The organism is Paenibacillus sp. HWE-109, assembly GCF_022163125.1.
Taxonomy (GTDB): Bacteria; Bacillota; Bacilli; order Paenibacillales; family NBRC-103111; genus Paenibacillus_E.
The window spans coordinates 4,126,278-4,141,098 of sequence record NZ_CP091881.1 but is presented as its reverse complement, the minus strand read 5'-3'; the positions used below and the strand labels follow the sequence as shown (position 1 = coordinate 4,141,098).

General features: G+C 48.5%; 18 protein-coding genes. 14 read left to right on the top strand and 4 right to left on the bottom strand.

The features are described from left to right. Positions 1 to 226: 226 nt before the first annotated feature. On the bottom strand, positions 227 to 493 hold the full coding sequence (locus LOZ80_RS17825) for a hypothetical protein (protein ID WP_189016876.1): 267 nt from the start codon (positions 491 to 493) through the stop codon (positions 227 to 229). Positions 494 to 597: 104 nt separating this feature from the next. Here LOZ80_RS17825 and LOZ80_RS17820 point away from each other — a divergent pair, with 104 nt between their 5' ends. Further along, the gene (locus tag LOZ80_RS17820) at positions 598 to 852 is read left to right on the top strand and encodes a hypothetical protein (RefSeq protein WP_238172589.1); all 255 of its coding nucleotides are present in this window, start codon (positions 598 to 600) and stop codon (positions 850 to 852) included. Here the strand turns inward: LOZ80_RS17820 and LOZ80_RS17815 are convergent. After that, positions 831 to 1,052, bottom strand: a complete 222-nt coding sequence (locus LOZ80_RS17815; protein WP_189016881.1) for a hypothetical protein — start codon at positions 1,050 to 1,052, stop codon at positions 831 to 833. The genes LOZ80_RS17820 and LOZ80_RS17815 overlap by 22 nt on opposite strands. Positions 1,053 to 1,178: 126 nt before the next feature. Between LOZ80_RS17815 and LOZ80_RS17810 the strand changes: the two genes are divergently transcribed. The 4 genes from LOZ80_RS17810 to LOZ80_RS17795 all read left to right on the top strand — a co-directional run bounded on the left by LOZ80_RS17810 (position 1,179) and on the right by LOZ80_RS17795 (position 4,163). Beyond that, positions 1,179 to 1,355, top strand: coding sequence for a hypothetical protein (locus LOZ80_RS17810; protein ID WP_189016884.1), 177 nt, complete (start codon positions 1,179 to 1,181; stop codon positions 1,353 to 1,355). A gap of 104 nt (positions 1,356 to 1,459) precedes the next feature. After that, on the top strand, positions 1,460 to 2,614 hold the full coding sequence (gene steA, locus LOZ80_RS17805) for a putative cytokinetic ring protein SteA (RefSeq protein ID WP_238172588.1): 1,155 nt from the start codon (positions 1,460 to 1,462) through the stop codon (positions 2,612 to 2,614). Next, entirely contained in the window at positions 2,611 to 3,342 is a 732-nt protein-coding gene (locus LOZ80_RS17800) for a glycosyltransferase family 2 protein (RefSeq protein ID WP_238172587.1), read from the top strand. Before steA ends, LOZ80_RS17800 begins: the two co-directional genes overlap by 4 nt. Beyond that, positions 3,312 to 4,163 (top strand): hypothetical protein, encoded by an 852-nt coding sequence (locus LOZ80_RS17795; protein WP_238172586.1) that lies wholly within the window; start codon positions 3,312 to 3,314, stop codon positions 4,161 to 4,163. Before LOZ80_RS17800 ends, LOZ80_RS17795 begins: the two co-directional genes overlap by 31 nt. A 9-nt stretch (positions 4,164 to 4,172) precedes the next feature. Here the strand turns inward: LOZ80_RS17795 and LOZ80_RS17790 are convergent, their stop codons facing one another. Next, positions 4,173 to 4,430 (bottom strand): DUF2627 domain-containing protein, encoded by a 258-nt coding sequence (locus LOZ80_RS17790; protein ID WP_189016896.1) that lies wholly within the window; start codon positions 4,428 to 4,430, stop codon positions 4,173 to 4,175. Between the two features lie 171 nt (positions 4,431 to 4,601). Between LOZ80_RS17790 and lpdA the strand changes: the two genes are divergently transcribed. From lpdA to LOZ80_RS17770, 4 genes are all read left to right on the top strand, one after another. Continuing rightward, the gene (gene lpdA, locus LOZ80_RS17785; protein WP_238172585.1) at positions 4,602 to 6,026 is read left to right on the top strand and encodes a dihydrolipoyl dehydrogenase; all 1,425 of its coding nucleotides are present in this window, start codon (positions 4,602 to 4,604) and stop codon (positions 6,024 to 6,026) included. Positions 6,027 to 6,130: 104 nt separating this feature from the next. Next, the gene (locus LOZ80_RS17780) at positions 6,131 to 7,141 is read left to right on the top strand and encodes a thiamine pyrophosphate-dependent dehydrogenase E1 component subunit alpha (RefSeq protein ID WP_238172584.1); all 1,011 of its coding nucleotides are present in this window, start codon (positions 6,131 to 6,133) and stop codon (positions 7,139 to 7,141) included. 2 nt (positions 7,142 to 7,143) lie between these two features. Continuing rightward, the gene (locus LOZ80_RS17775; protein WP_238172583.1) at positions 7,144 to 8,124 is read left to right on the top strand and encodes an alpha-ketoacid dehydrogenase subunit beta; all 981 of its coding nucleotides are present in this window, start codon (positions 7,144 to 7,146) and stop codon (positions 8,122 to 8,124) included. Positions 8,125 to 8,193: 69 nt separating this feature from the next. Continuing rightward, positions 8,194 to 9,552 carry a dihydrolipoamide acetyltransferase family protein gene (locus LOZ80_RS17770; protein ID WP_238172582.1) on the top strand — a complete coding sequence of 453 codons (1,359 nt, stop codon included), beginning with the start codon at positions 8,194 to 8,196 and terminating at the stop codon, positions 9,550 to 9,552. Positions 9,553 to 9,555: 3 nt separating this feature from the next. On the opposite strand, the gene prli42 is transcribed toward LOZ80_RS17770, so the two are convergent. Further along, the gene (gene prli42 / locus LOZ80_RS17765; RefSeq protein ID WP_189016921.1) at positions 9,556 to 9,660 is read right to left on the bottom strand and encodes a stressosome-associated protein Prli42; all 105 of its coding nucleotides are present in this window, start codon (positions 9,658 to 9,660) and stop codon (positions 9,556 to 9,558) included. A gap of 72 nt (positions 9,661 to 9,732) precedes the next feature. Between prli42 and LOZ80_RS17760 the strand changes: the two genes are divergently transcribed. From LOZ80_RS17760 to spoIIM, 5 genes are all read left to right on the top strand, one after another. Then, positions 9,733 to 10,863 (top strand): M20/M25/M40 family metallo-hydrolase, encoded by a 1,131-nt coding sequence (locus LOZ80_RS17760; protein ID WP_189016924.1) that lies wholly within the window; start codon positions 9,733 to 9,735, stop codon positions 10,861 to 10,863. A gap of 119 nt (positions 10,864 to 10,982) precedes the next feature. Further along, entirely contained in the window at positions 10,983 to 12,092 is a 1,110-nt protein-coding gene (locus LOZ80_RS17755) for a DUF3866 family protein (RefSeq protein ID WP_238172581.1), read from the top strand. 193 nt (positions 12,093 to 12,285) lie between these two features. After that, positions 12,286 to 12,843, top strand: coding sequence for an NUDIX hydrolase (locus LOZ80_RS17750; RefSeq protein WP_238172580.1), 558 nt, complete (start codon positions 12,286 to 12,288; stop codon positions 12,841 to 12,843). Then, positions 12,840 to 14,018, top strand: coding sequence for an endonuclease Q family protein (locus LOZ80_RS17745; protein ID WP_238172579.1), 1,179 nt, complete (start codon positions 12,840 to 12,842; stop codon positions 14,016 to 14,018). The genes LOZ80_RS17750 and LOZ80_RS17745 overlap by 4 nt, the downstream gene beginning before the upstream one ends. A gap of 61 nt (positions 14,019 to 14,079) precedes the next feature. Further along, the gene (gene spoIIM / locus LOZ80_RS17740) at positions 14,080 to 14,721 is read left to right on the top strand and encodes a stage II sporulation protein M (protein WP_238172578.1); all 642 of its coding nucleotides are present in this window, start codon (positions 14,080 to 14,082) and stop codon (positions 14,719 to 14,721) included. Positions 14,722 to 14,821: the final 100 nt, after the last annotated feature.

Genomic DNA, 14,821 nt, shown 5'->3' with positions numbered 1-14,821 from the left:
CCTACTATTTGCCCAAATAGCGCACCAGAGTTCCCTTAATAGGTTTTGTCGCTAATTAAAGGCTGATCTCTCAAGGTGGCAAAGCCTGTTTACTTATTGGCGTCTATTACTGTCCGCGGGGTACATAAGCACTTTCGGCTGCCTTATTTTCTCGCAAGACAGAAAAAAGAGGCTGCTCGCAAGGTTTGCAACCTTTTGACACAGCCTCTTCATTATGCCCTGCTGATTATTTAATGAAAGCCAGTGCTTGATCCGCAATGGATTCTTTGTAGCGATCCAGGCAGTTGCAAAGGTAATCTTTGCGGCAAATCGGGCAAGGCTCTTTCATTAATCTATTCAAATCAGTCACTTTGCCGATGCCAGTTTCGGAATTTCTCTCGAAGAACAGACGGCATTTGTTGCGGTCTTTCAATGAGACGACAACTTCGAAAAGACCATTCTTTTTATTGTCGCTAACAATTGTTGCATCTACTACTTGCGGATCATACGCCATATGAAATTCCTCCTAAGACTTGCATGCCCATATCTTTGTTCGCTTGGGCGCGTTAGTATATTATATAAATAAAAAAGATTTTATTCAATAGGAGGTCCTATAAGGTGATCATGGACTATTGTGAGCAGGATGTGATAGATGGGAAGGTGCAGTTGCATATCGGGCTGCAGTTCGAAGATGAACCGGATTCCTTATATGTGGCGGAGTTGTCCGTCGAGGATAACGGGGACGTCAAGGCTTGGACGTTGTTTTTCAATGGGTTTGATTGTAAATATACGTTTCGACCGGAAGAAACAGAGGCATTAATTCGCTATGCTGCTGAGCATGGAATCATGATTCAAGCCGCTAAAACCATATGAAAAAAGGAATCGTCCCCATGCGAATGGTTCAAATTCCTTGATTTGTGCTTATGCAATTGTTTATTCTGCAATTCTTTCAGGGTTGGTGTGGTTTTGGATACAGGGTTTACGCCATGCCAATGTAAGCGTTGAATCGTTGGGTCCAGCTTGCCTTCCCGTAAACTGCGCTGTCTTTGTTTCTGTGCTTGTGTTCGTGACATTGGATTTCCTCTTTTCTTGGGTGAAGTTTAATGATGACTACTTTATTGTAAGCAATAAAGCATGCCGCAGCAATGGAAAGTTTATTTATAATCATAGGATCATTTATGCAGAAGAGAGGGAACACGATGCGTATTCAAGTTCAACTGGCAATTGCCGGGGAAATGGTTAAACAGGACGTTCTGGAGATCGCTGAACACAAACTGGGCGAGATGACAGATGAAGAAATCGAAAGCGCGATAGAGATTAATATTCGGACATGGATGGATCGTATGGTACAGGTGGAATGGGAAGTTATTGATTGATTAGCATCCAATGCTTGCCAATCGGTAGGCAATTTATACATAGAATTTCATGGCAACGGATACAATAGGTTCATTATCAGACGAAAGGAAAGTCGGTGTCTGTCATGAATTGGTCTTCGTTGTCATTGTTTACGACCAAACCGATGCCGCTTTGCAAAGGAAAGGTAAGTGTTGGGGCGGTCACCAAGATATTGCTCCGAGATTTGCCTCTTGGGAGAGTGGTCGTTCTCCAGCATCGCGATTTGGATGAAGTGGTTGCGCAAGAGCTTATTGATCACAAGGTAAAAGCTGTTATTAATTGTGAAACGACGATGAGCGGAACTTTTCCCACACAAGGGCCCCTGATGCTGCTCCAACAACAAATTCCTATCCTGGAAGTGGACAATTCAACCTTTGAAGATTTTCTGCCTAATTCCGAGATTACCATTTATGAAAATGAGCTTCGTTTCAATGATCGACACGCAGCCTGCACTTTATTTACAAGGGAAAAATGGCTTGATTTACAGCAGCAGGCGAACGCTCGAACGGATACACTGATGGAACAGTTCATCGAAAACTCACTGACCTATGCGTTGCGGGAAAAGCATGCGGTTATGGAGCCGCTTCCCCCATTGAAGCTGCGAACGGAGATGGTACATCAACATGTACTTATCGTTTCCAGAGGAAGGGGACATAAAAAGGACTTGTGTGCGGCCAAAGCTTTTATTGCCGAGGTGAAGCCGGTTCTGATCGGGGTTGACGGGGGCGCTGACGCGCTGCTTGAATGCGGTTATCTCCCTGATCTTATTGTAGGAGATATGGACAGCGTGACGGATAGGGCGCTCACCTGCGGTGCAGAACTCATTGTTCATGCGTACCCGGATGGCAGAGCTCCGGGACTGGTTCGTACGGACGCATTAGGGTTATTTGCTCATGTGCTGCCCTGTTTTGGGACAAGCGAGGACTTTGCGCTGTTATTAGCCAATGAACAAGGCGCAGAATGGCTGGTAACAGTGGGAGCCCATACCCATATGATTGATTTTCTGGAGAAAGGCAGAGCAGGCATGGGCAGCACACTGTTAGTGAGGATGAAGATCGGGGCCAGATTAGTGGATATCAAGAGTATTGGCGCGCTCTGTAAGCCAACTTTTTTTTGGAAGAAAGAAGCCGTGACGACGATTGTTCTTTCTCTCTTTTTCATTGGACTGGGACTATTTCAAATGCACTGGATACTGAGGCGAGCTGCCCATGTTGTATGGAGATTGGGGGGCGGATCATGAAGCCCGATGTTTCGGTGATCATTCCGGCTTGGAATGAGGCAGGTACCATTGAGCAGACGCTGTGTCATTTTCAGGCACATGCCGAGCATAGATGGAAGGAAATACTAAGCTTTGAGATCATCGTGGTGGATGATGGCAGTCGAGACAACACCTATCAGGCAGCTTGGCCATGGGTCGACAAGATGGTTAGGCACAGGCGGCGCCGCGGGAAAGGAGCGGCGCTGCAATCAGGGGTAGCCGAGGCGCGCGGCGAGCTGCTGCTCTTCTTGGACGCCGACTTGCAGGCAACCGCGGGGGAGGCGCTTGTCCTCATCGAGCCGCTGCTGCGGCGCGAAGCGGACATGGCGATTGCGAAGCTGCCGCCGTCCGGCGTCAAAGCGGGCTTCGGCTTGGTGAAGGGCTTGGCTCGCCGCGGCATCCGCAGGCTGAGCGGCTATGAGACGGAAGCTCCCTTGTCCGGACAGCGCGCGGTGCGGGCGGACCGGCTCCGGGAGCTGCGGAACTTCGCCCGCGGCTTCGGCGTGGAAGTCGCGCTGACGATCGATGCGGCATGCAGCGGCATGCGCATCGTGGAGCTTGACGTGCCGATCATGCACCGCGAAACGGGGCGGGATTGGCACGGATTCCTTCACCGCGGCAGACAATTCGCCGCAGTTGGGTTTACGCTGCTGAGCCGCTGGAAGGAGAGGAAGCGGGCATGGGTTTCGTCGGATCGTTCCTCGATCTGATTGTACTGGCAGGGGCAGGACGGTGGCTGCTGCCTCATGTCCAGCGGTTTCTGGAGGCTCATCATCAGGTGGAGCTGAATTATGCAGGCCAATCGATCCCGCGCGGCTTTGGCATTGTGCTGTGGCTGCTTCTGTGGCTGCAGGAGCTTATCCTGAAGCTTGCTCATGTGAGTTCGCTGGAAACAAATCATCGGATGTACCTGCTAGCCGCCACGGTCATTTTCCTGATCGGATGGACAGATGATCTTATCGGCAGCAAGGCGATTAAAGGTTTTAGCGGCCACTACCGTTACTGGCTAAATACGAAAACAATGTCAATGGGCGCTGTCAAAGCAGTTGGAACACTGATGGCAGCGGCTTGGTTGACGGTATCTGATGGCAGTGGAAAAACCCCCATCTGGGAGATGGGGGTAGGAATCTTGCTGCTCGTATTGATGACGAATACGCTAAACTTGCTCGATGTGCGTCCAGGCCGCTCGTTAAAAGCGTACGTTGCCATGACTTTCTTAATTGGGGTAATCGGGCTGTTCTATTTGCATTTGCCCGCAGCGGAGTTCGTACCCATCCTGCCAGTCTCTATAGGAGCTGTATGTTTATATAAGCTTGATATCGGCGGTCGAGGCATGCTGGGTGACGCTGGAGCTAACCTTCTAGGTTTTACCCTCGGTTACGAGGTAATGATCACTTTCCCTTGGTGGGTGCAGGTTTTTATTATCGCAGGACTAATCTTGCTGCATAAGCTGGCTGAAGTAAGTTCGCTTACACGAATGATTGAACGAAACCGTTTGTTGAATTGGTTAGACCGTTTAGGCCGAACTTGAAGGATCGGTCTATTTACGACGTTTTGGCTTAAAGCGCGGTGCCAAATAGTTGCGTTTGCGATCACGAAAAAAGGTCCATCCGCCAATAAAAGCCACACCTAATAGAAATAAAATAAGGCCCAGAATGAATTTCCCCCACAGGAGATGACCATCTGGATCAAATTGGGCGAAGAAGGCATCCTTCATGGCCAGAAACCCATAAGTAGCGGTTAGACCGGGTATAACAAGAAGTAAAATGGCGATGAATCGGTAAAATGGGGCTCTCATAGCTGCTCCTTACTGTTTGGTCTCATGGTTTTTCTATCATCATACTCTGAATCTGTTAGTGTGTCTAATTCACAAATAAGACTATGATTTCGCACTCAAAAAAGGGTAATATAATAGAGACTAACGTATACATATGAGGAAAGTGAATGTTTAATAGGGAGGAAATTTGGAATGAGTGAACATAGATATGATGTTGTTGTACTAGGTGGAGGCATAGGAGGATACACCGCGGCAATCAGGGCTGCACAACTTGGGAAGACGGTTGCCGTTGTTGAACGTGAGAAGCTTGGAGGCACATGTTTGCATCAAGGCTGCATACCGAGCAAAGCGCTTCTTCGCAGTGCAGAAGTGTTCGCAACGATGCAAAAAAGCGAGGAATACGGAATTACAGCTGAGTCCGTTGAACTCAAATTTGATCTTGTTTTGGCGCGCAAAGGGCGGATTGTGGATCAGCTTCATCAGGGGCTGCAATTCTTGATGAAGAAAAATAAAATCACCGTGCACGCCGGCAATGGCCGGATTATTGGTCCTTCGATCTTTTCTCCGCGCAGCGGGGCTGTTTCAGTGGAGAAGGAAGATGGCGATATCGAAACTCTGCTTTCCAGCAATTTGATTATTGCCACTGGTTCGAGACCAAGAAGCTTACCAGGACTTACGATTGACGGGACCCATATTTTGACGAGTGAAGATGCTTTGCGAATGGAAGAACTGCCGAAGTCGATTATTATCGTTGGTGGAGGCGTCATTGGGGTGGAATGGGCATCCATGCTGCGTGATTTTGGCGTTGAGGTTACGATTGTTGAGCTGGACAAGCGGTTGGTTGCTTTGGAAGATGCGGATATCTCTAAGGAACTGGAACGTTTGTTTAAGAAGCGGGGCATTAACCTAGTAACGGGTGCCAAAGTCATTGCAGAATCGGTCAAGATTGAAGCTGGATCGGTTACCCTGCAAGCGGACAAGCAAGGTGAAATCGTTGAACTGAAAGCAGATAAAGTGCTTGTATCTGTAGGACGAATGGCGAATATTGAGGGGATTGGACTGGAGAATACGGATATTAAAATTGATAAAGGCGTTATTCGAGTGAACTCCTTTATGCAAACTTCAGAGTCGCATATTTATGCGGTTGGAGATGTTATTGGCGGACTCATGTTAGCGCACATGGCTGGCCATGAAGGGATTTTGGCTGCCGAGCATATTGCCGGCCAAACACCTCATGAACTCCAAACCCATCTCGTTTCAAAATGTACCTATACAAGACCAGAGATTGCTAATGTTGGCTGGACGGAGCAGCAAGCCATTGATTTGGGGCACAAAGTGAAAGTTGGCAAATTCAGTTTCAAAGCGATAGGGAAAGCACTGGTCTATGGCGATACGGATGGTTTCGTGAAAGTCGTTGCCGATAGCGAAACGAATGATATTCTGGGTGTGCACATGATTGGGCCGAGTGTGACCAACAGTATTACGGAAGCGGCTCTTGCCCAAGTGCTGAATGCTACGCCATGGGAAGTTGGACAAACGATTCATCCGCACCCCACATTGTCGGAAGCGCTGGGCGAAGCGATGCTAGCCGTGGATGGGATTGCAATTAGCGGATAAAAATTGTAATCATAAACGTTTGCGTTTATAATAAGCTTATAGAGTCAAGTCTTAGGACCAGGTATTAAATTCTGAGACTAAAATTTATTAAGGAGGCCAACTCCATGTCCGTTAGTCAACTTTATAAGCATCAACAATTAGATTTATCAGATGATGAAGCCATTCGTATGTATAAAGTGATGAACCTTGCTCAGAAATATGATGAGCGGGCTTTTATGCTGCAGCGTGCAGGCAAAATTCCTTTTCATGTCTCTGGTATGGGTCAATATGCAGGACAGGTAGGGATGGCTTTTGCCATGCAAGCTCAGAAGGATTATTTCCTGCCTTACTATCGTGATTATGCTTTCGTTCTGGCTGTGGGTATGACGGTGAAAGATTTAATGCTGGCTGTATTCTGCAAAGCGGAAGATGTGAACAGCGGCGGCCGTCAAATGGCCGGACATTTCGGCGATAAGAAAAATCATATCGTAACGGGGTCCTCCCCTGTGACGACGCAAGTGCCGCACGCCGCGGGTATCGCACTGGCTGCAAAAATGAAAAAACAAAATTTCGCAACGTTTGTTTCTTTCGGGGAAGGCTCCAGCAATCAGGGGGATTTCCATGAAGGCTGTAATTTTGCAGGTGTTCACAAGCTGCCTGTCATTTTCGTTTGTGAAAATAATCAATATGCGATTTCGGTTCCACTGCATAAGCAAATAGCCGGCAAAATTTCAGATCGTGCGCTAGGCTATGGTTTCACAGGGGTGCAGGTGGATGGCAGCGATGTGCTTGAAATGTATCGGGTTACCAAAGAAGCCAGAGAACGAGCGGTTCGCGGCGATGGACCTACGCTGATTGAGATGGTATCGTACCGCTTGATGCCGCACTCCACATCGGATGACGACATGCTGTACCGGACCAAAGAGGAAGTTGAGCAAAACAGGCAAAAAGACGGCATTTTGAAATTTAAGGAATACCTGATGGAATGCGACTTGTGGAGTGATGAGCAGGATCGTGAGCTGCAAGAGCTACAGAAACAAGAAATCAACGAGGCTACGAAGTATGCGGATCTTGCGCCGTATCCGAAACCGGAAGATACGCTTCTCCACGTTTATGCAGAAGGAGATGGCAACTAATTATGGCAGTCATTACTTATTTGGAAGCAATCCGCTCTGCTATGCAGGAGGAAATGCAGCACGATGACAATGTATTTGTTCTTGGTGAAGATGTAGGCAAGGGCGGCGTTCTCAACACGACCAAAGGTCTGCGCGATCTGTTCGGTGAGGAGCGTGTTCTCGACACTCCGCTGGCTGAATCTGCTATTGTTGGCGTGGCTATCGGAGCAGCCATGTATGGCATGAAGCCGATTGCCGAAATTCAGTTCGCGGATTTCATCTTCCCGGCGACGAATCAAATTCTGAGCGAAGCCGCCAAAATTCGCTATCGTTCCAACAATGACTGGACGTGCCCGATTGTCATTCGTGCGCCTTACGGAGCAACTGGTGCAGGAGCGCTCTATCACTCACAGTGCCCAGAGTCGGTTTTCTTCGGCACGCCAGGAATCAAGATCGTAGCGCCTTCGAATCCTTATGATGCCAAGGGGCTGCTTAAGGCGGCTATTCGCGATGCGGATCCTGTGCTGTACTTCGAGCACAAGAAGTGCTATTTGGCGCTTTCAGCGGACGTGCCGGATGACGATTACATCGTTCCGATCGGCAAGGCTGACGTGAAGCGACAAGGGACGGACATCACCGTTATTGCGTACGGGATGGTCGTGAACTACGCCCTGCTCGCAGCCGAAGAGCTCGCCAAGGAAGGGATTTCGGCCCATGTGCTTGATCTTCGGACTTTGCAGCCGCTGGACAAAGAGGCTATTCTGGAAGCCGCGAAGAAAACAGGTAAAGTGCTTATTGCTCATGAAGATAACAAAACTGGCGGGGTTGGCGCGGAAGTATCAGCCATCATCGCCGAAGAGATGTTCTTTGACTTGGATGCGCCGATTGCCAGACTCTGTGGACCGGACGTTCCTGCTGTAGGCAGCAACCCGCCAATGGAGAAGTTCTTCCTGCTTAATGCAGATAAGCTGAAGGATGCTATGCGTCAGCTTGCTATGTTCTAATAAACTTCTTTTCATGCTGCTTTATAGATATGAGAATGGATCAGTTCCTGAACCTTAGGAGGTACAATTATGACGCAAACCAACAGCCGGCTTACCGAGGTTACTGTTCCGCATTTGGCGGAAAGCCTCGTCTCGGCTACAATCGGCAAATGGCTTAAGCAGCCTGGCGATTATATTGAACAATATGATGTGATCTGTGAGCTTTTCACTGAGAAAGTCAATACCGAAATGCCTTCTCCCATCGAAGGCAAACTGGTGAAAATCATCGTCGGCGACGGCGAAACAGCGGCTGTAGGCGAAGCGATTTGTTTGATAGAAGAGACCGTATCCGGCTCAGCAGCGTCGGCGCCAGCGCCGAGCGCGCCGAACCACGAAGCGGCTGCTCTTGCCGAAGAGAGCGATCAAAGCATGCGCGGGCGCTTCTCGCCAGCCGTTCATCGGATCGCGCAAGACAACAACGTTGATTTGGGACGCGTTGCTGGAACTGGACTTGGGGGCCGTATTACCCGCAAGGACGTCGAGCAATTCATCGCCTCCGGCGGTGCGACGAATCCAGTCTCTGCCCCGGCGCCAGCGGCGACAGTGCAGCAGCCGACTGCTGTAAGTACGCCAGTTGCCGCTCAGCCTGACACGCAATCGGCTAATCTGCCGGTTCGCAGCTCTGGCATTCATCTGTCAGCGAATCCACAGACGCCGCTGATCGAGGCAGAAGGCCATTCGCTTGACTCGCGAAATGAGCATTTCATCGATGTTACGCCTATTCGGAATGCCATCGCCTCACGAATGAAGCAAAGCGTCACAGAAATTCCGCATGCGTGGACGATGATTGAAGTGGATGTGACCAATCTCGTAGTGCTGCGGAACAAAGTGAAAGACGAATTTATGCGCCGCGAGGGCATTAATTTAACGTATTTGGCATTTATGCTGAAAGCCGTTGTCAATGCCATTAAGGATTATCCAATTATTAACTCGGTATGGGCTGTCGATAAAATTATCGTCAAACGTGATATTAATATTTCGTTGTCCGTAGGGACAGAAGATTCCGTGATGACGCCAGTTATCAAAAAAGCGGATCAAAAAAACATCGCCGGATTAGCCAGAGAGATTGATGAATTAACGAAGAAAACACGGGCGGGGAAATTATCGCTGAATGATATGGTGGGCGGAACATTTACGGTAAATAATACAGGCTCCTTTGGGTCGATTCTGTCTTATCCGATCATTAACTACCCGCAAGCAGCCATTGTGACCTTCGAATCGATTGTGAAGAAGCCTGTCGTTATTCAAGATATGATTGCTGTTCGTTCCATGGTGAACCTGTGTTTATCGCTCGATCACCGGATTCTGGATGGTGTCATCTGTGGACGGTTCCTGCAAAGAGTCAAAGAAAACTTGGAAAGCTATAATGCGGATACGAAGATTTATTAAGGGTTAGGAAGTAAAAAATAGTCCGGCAGTAAACAATAGGCTGGATAAGAGCATGACGATCAGCATAATATAGATCACAACTTTGAACCAACGTTTATTCTGTAACAATGGTATTCACTCCTTTTTCGTAAAGCTTGTCCTGTTTTATTGTAACTCAAAGTAAGTATCGGAGGAAAGTACATGATTCAACAGAACCGATTAGTGGAACAATTTATTTCACTTGTGAAAGTCGATAGCGAGACTGGCTTCGAGCAAGACATTTGTGTCGTGCTCAAAGAAAAGTTCATTCAACTAGGCCTGCATGTGGTAGAAGATGATTCCAAGGCCAAAAGCGGTCATGGATCTGGGAATTTGATCTGCACCCTGGAAGCTACCGACAGCAACGCTGCGATTCCGACGATATTCTTTACGTCCCACATGGATACGGTAGCTCCTGGCAAAGGCATTAAACCGCAAATCGGGGAAGACGGGTACATCCGCAGCGATGGCACCACAATTCTGGGCAGTGATGACAAAGCGGGAATTGCCGCGATGATGGAAGGTATTCAAGTGCTGAAAGAGCAGAATATTCCGCATGGCCGCATTCAATTCGTTATTACCGCAGGGGAAGAAAGCGGTCTGAAAGGCGCTCGCGCCATGGATCGCAGTATGATGGAGGCGGAATTCGGCTTTGCGCTTGATTCCAATGGCAGCATCGGGGATATTGCGACCGCGGCTCCTGGGCGTGCCGAAATCGAAATTATTTTCCATGGCAAATCGGCTCATGCCGGTGTTAATCCAGAAGATGGCATCAGCGCGATCCAAGTTGCTAGCAAAGCGGTTTCCCGCATGTCATTAGGTAGAATCGACAATGAAACAACAGCGAACATTGGCAGCTTCTCTGGCGTAGGTCCGCTGAACGTGGTCTGCGATAAGGTGAAGATGGAAGCGGAAGCTCGCAGTATTGTTCAGCACAAGTTGGAAGCGCAGATTGCCGCGATGAAGCAAGCTTGTGAATCCGCTGCTGCGGATGCAGGGACAACTTGCGAGTTTAATGCGGAAATCGTGTATGCTTCCTATATGCATGATGATTCAGCGCCTATCGTACAGTTGACTAGCAGAGCGCTTGCAACGCTTGGTTTGACGGCTAAGACATTCCATTCCGGCGGGGGCAGCGACGCCAACATCTTTAATGGCATGGGGATTCCGACGGTAAACTTAGCCGTAGGATACCTGGAAATTCATACGGTCAAAGAACATATTGCGATTAGCGATTTGGTGAAAACGGCCGAATTGGTTGTAGCTCTTGTGAAAGAAGCTGCGAACGTTTAACTTCATAAAGATCTTCCGACGATCCGTTTGCCTTAATAGGGCGGCGGGTCTTTTTTTATTTCTAAGGAAGCGGGCAGCCTCATATGCTTCAAGAAATACATGCTCGGAGGAACGCCAGGATGATGATCAAAGAAAACGGCACGGTTGAACGAATTGATTCCGTCAGAGAAGGGCTCCAAATCGTTTCCGTTCGGATGCCCAATGGAGATCTAGCGCAGGCGGTACATTATACGGACGCAGGTTTTCTGCTAGTTGTGGGAGATGGGGTAGGACTGAATGTAACTGCGATCAATCTGGCGCTCAATTCAGGGGGCTTTCATATCGTTGTTCACAAGCACGGGGTGGATGAAGAACCACTAGGACAGAGTTCAGATGGGCATATTATGAAACTCAAATACACCCCGATGCAGCGGAGCGTAATGGCTGTCGAAGAGCCGGTTAGTGCCTACCATTCTGTTTTCAATAAGGATGTTCATTTGGATGGGATGCCAGTGTTGTTGGGAGAATTGCATAGCATGCTGCCGGTGGTCATGTGCTGGTTGCAGGACAGAGAGCTCAGGAGAGGCTCTGGAGGCCCGTTGAAGGTCGCGTATATCATGACCGATGGCGGAGCTCTTCCGCTGCGTTGGAGCCAACATGTGGCTCATCTGGAAGCTTTAGGGTGGATTGAGGGGGCGATCACCTATGGGCAAGCTTACGGAGGAAGTATTGAAGCGGTTAATAAATTCAGCGCATTGCTCGCTGCCAAGCATGTAATGAAGGCGGATCTGTGCGTGGTCACCATGGGACCGGGTATCGTAGGAACGGGGACCCGCTACGGTTATTCAGGTCTAGAAATTGGTGAATTAGTGAACGCTGTTCATGTTCTCCGCGGGACACCGATTGTCATCCCGCGTCTATCCTTTGCAGACCTGCGTGAGCGGCACCGCGGTATTAGCCACCATACGCTGACTGCGCTTGAGTTGGCCGCTGTCTGCCCTGCCCATGTTCCTCTGCCGAGCTTGGCTGAGGAGCAGCAAGCTTATCTTCGAAAGCAAGTTCATCGTCTGCAAGGACATACACTTGCTTATATGCCGACTATTTCGCTGGAAGAAATGACAGAAGCATTAACTCGCTATCCCGTGGAGATTACCTCGATGGGAAGGGGATTACAACAGGACCCAGCGTATTTCCAAGCGATTTGTTCAGCTGCGGAGTACGCAGGTCAGATACATAGTCGACAACCGTAATATTATTTCCACCTTGCTGCAGCATTAACTGCAATTGACGTTTGACTTCCCATACTTTTCCTACAAGCCTGATTTGGCGATCGGTAACATAGCTCTTCATATCCATTTTCCTCTTTTCAGGTAAAATTTTGATATAATGAACGATATGCGTAAGTGGGACAAGTTAGACCAACTAATCCGAAGAGGTGTTACGATGTCATTACACAAAAAATTCGAAGAAATAACCGAAAAGTCCGAACAAATTTTTAAAGGTAAAATCATTTCTCTGCAAGTAGACCATGTGCGTCTGCCCAACGGAGAATTAGCCACGCGTGAAATTGTTAAGCATCCAGGTGCTGTTGCAGTCATTCCGCTGCTTGGCGATAAAATGATCGTGGTCGAGCAATACCGAAAACCGCTGGAGAAGAGCCAGGTTGAAATTCCTGCAGGCAAGCTGGATGCAGGCGAAGAGCCGTTGAAAGCCGCTTTAAGAGAATTAGAGGAAGAAACGGGTTATCGGACTGACAATATCAAGCTTGTGAGCTCCTTCTACACCTCTCCTGGATTCGCCGATGAGATTATCCACCTCTATGTGGCTGAGGATTTGGTGAAAGGCGATGCGAATCCGGATGAAGATGAGTTTCTGGAATGCGAGGCGATCACCTTGGAACAAGCCCAGCAGTATATGCGTGAAGGACGGATCAGCGACGCCAAAACGATCTTGGCCGTTTATGCCTGGCAGTTGTACCGCTTAACAGGGCAAATGCAATGAATTCTTATTACGTTGACCTCCATATTCATATCGGTCGATCGGAGAAAGGGCAAGCCGTAAAAATTAGTGCGGCTAATGATTTGACCTTTTTCAATATTGCGCATGAAGCAGCAGTCAGAAAAGGCATGGAAGTGATCGGAATCATCGATTGCCATTCGCCTTCTGTGCAGGAAGATATCATGACGTATTTGGATCGGGGAGAAATGGAAGAGTTGGCTGGCGGAGGTATCCGTTATCAGGATACGACGATCATGCTTGGCAGCGAGATTGAAGTGCGTGATCCTGGAATGGGCGCTGCGCATTTGCTTGCCTATATGCCTAATCTTGCTGTGATGCAAGAATTTACCAAGTGGATGAAGGGGCATATGAAAAATGTCGAGCTTAGCTCACAACGCATCTATGTTCCGGCACGCACGCTGCAAGATGAGATCGTTGGAAGAGGGGGCATCTTGATTCCCGCGCATATTTTCACACCGCACAAAAGCGTGTATGGCAGCGCTGTGCAGCGAATGGAGGATTTGCTGGACCTGGACCAAATTTCGGCTGTCGAATTGGGACTAAGCTCTGATTCGGACATGGCGGGAATGATTTCGGAGTTGGACCGCTTTACGTTTGTGACGAACTCCGATGCGCATTCGTTGGCTAAGATCGGTCGCGAATACAACCAAATGCGCTTGGCAGCGCCAACTTTTGAAGAGCTGGTTAAAGCCTTGCACAGGCAAGAAGGACGTGGGATAACGGCCAATTATGGACTTAATCCACGTTTGGGTAAATATCATAGAACTTACTGCAGTGTGTGCGAAGCTATCTTGGATGAAAGTGAAGGGACCGTCCTGCGATGTGCAGATTGCGGCAGCCCTAAGATCATCAGAGGCGTCATGGATCGGATTATGGCTTTGGCGGATCGGGATACAGCCTATGTGCCGCCCTATCGCCCGCCGTATCATTTTCAAATCCCGCTCCAATTCATCCCTGGACTTGGACCCAAAAAGCTGGATCAACTGCTCAGACGCTTCGGGACCGAGATGAATGTCCTGCATCGTGCCGCCAGAGAAGACTTGGCAAGTGAGATCGGAGAAGACATTGCTGCTTATTTAGTTCAAGCCCGGGAAGGGACTTTGCAGCTAGAGGTTGGCGGAGGCGGCAGGTACGGGAAAGTGAAAAATCGTTCATAGTTTTGTGCGCTCGCTCATAAGCTTGTCTTTGTACAGGTTGTACAAGGAAGGAGCAGCGAGGGTGAATAGAAACCTAACGATGAAACAATATATGAAGGATAATTTGCCGCTTTTTATATTCGTCTCCGTACTTTTCATCATCGGTGTCGTGTTTGGCGCTGTCATGGTGAATGCTCTTTCGTTGGAACAAAAGCAGGAAATGACCAGGCATTTGGGCAGTTTTTTCCATGAAGTCAATGATGGAGCTGAGTTTGACAGCAAGCAATCGTTCGTTCAAGCTTTCGGCATGCATATGAAATGGATTTTATTGATTTGGCTATTTGGTTTGTCAGTTATCGGCTTGCCTTTAATTCTCGTGCTTGATTTTCTCAAAGGAGTGCTGATCGGCTTCACAGTGGGCTATTTAGTTGGACAAATGTCCTGGAAAGGATTATTGTTTGCTCTTGTTTCCGTAGCTCCGCAGAATTTGATTGTCATTCCGGCCATCCTCTTTTGCAGTGTAGCGGCCATGGCCTTCTCAATTTATATGATTAAGAATCGGTTTATGAGCCGAAATGGCAGCATGTATCAACCTTTCATGCGATATACAACACTAACACTTACGATGGGAGCCTTTCTTCTGGGGGCAGCCCTGTGGGAAGGATATGTCTCCCAAATGATGATGAAATGGGTAACACCGATGCTCGTTGGCCTCTATGGGTAATGGGGTTATGTATGTTTATGTTTGACTTTGTCAGCAAGCTCCCCCTATAATAAAAAGAGTGGCTAAAATTGGGCTTGGATGCCCACCTTTCTGAGGGGGA

What these genes read in the sequence shown, in the direction of transcription:
- LOZ80_RS17825 (WP_189016876.1), bottom strand. Translation starts at nt 493, where the DNA reads ATGGCGTATGATCCGCAAGTAGTAGATGCAACAATTGTTAGCGACAAT.
- LOZ80_RS17815 (WP_189016881.1), bottom strand. Translation starts at nt 1,052, where the DNA reads ATGTCACGAACACAAGCACAGAAACAAAGACAGCGCAGTTTACGGGAA.
- LOZ80_RS17810 (WP_189016884.1), top strand. Translation starts at nt 1,179, where the DNA reads ATGCGTATTCAAGTTCAACTGGCAATTGCCGGGGAAATGGTTAAACAG.
- steA (WP_238172588.1), top strand. Translation starts at nt 1,460, where the DNA reads ATGAATTGGTCTTCGTTGTCATTGTTTACGACCAAACCGATGCCGCTT.
- LOZ80_RS17800 (WP_238172587.1), top strand. Translation starts at nt 2,611, where the DNA reads ATGAAGCCCGATGTTTCGGTGATCATTCCGGCTTGGAATGAGGCAGGT.
- LOZ80_RS17795 (WP_238172586.1), top strand. Translation starts at nt 3,312, where the DNA reads ATGGGTTTCGTCGGATCGTTCCTCGATCTGATTGTACTGGCAGGGGCA.
- LOZ80_RS17790 (WP_189016896.1), bottom strand. Translation starts at nt 4,430, where the DNA reads ATGAGAGCCCCATTTTACCGATTCATCGCCATTTTACTTCTTGTTATA.
- lpdA (WP_238172585.1), top strand. Translation starts at nt 4,602, where the DNA reads ATGAGTGAACATAGATATGATGTTGTTGTACTAGGTGGAGGCATAGGA.
- LOZ80_RS17780 (WP_238172584.1), top strand. Translation starts at nt 6,131, where the DNA reads ATGTCCGTTAGTCAACTTTATAAGCATCAACAATTAGATTTATCAGAT.
- LOZ80_RS17775 (WP_238172583.1), top strand. Translation starts at nt 7,144, where the DNA reads ATGGCAGTCATTACTTATTTGGAAGCAATCCGCTCTGCTATGCAGGAG.
- LOZ80_RS17770 (WP_238172582.1), top strand. Translation starts at nt 8,194, where the DNA reads ATGACGCAAACCAACAGCCGGCTTACCGAGGTTACTGTTCCGCATTTG.
- LOZ80_RS17760 (WP_189016924.1), top strand. Translation starts at nt 9,733, where the DNA reads ATGATTCAACAGAACCGATTAGTGGAACAATTTATTTCACTTGTGAAA.
- LOZ80_RS17755 (WP_238172581.1), top strand. Translation starts at nt 10,983, where the DNA reads ATGATGATCAAAGAAAACGGCACGGTTGAACGAATTGATTCCGTCAGA.
- LOZ80_RS17750 (WP_238172580.1), top strand. Translation starts at nt 12,286, where the DNA reads ATGTCATTACACAAAAAATTCGAAGAAATAACCGAAAAGTCCGAACAA.
- LOZ80_RS17745 (WP_238172579.1), top strand. Translation starts at nt 12,840, where the DNA reads ATGAATTCTTATTACGTTGACCTCCATATTCATATCGGTCGATCGGAG.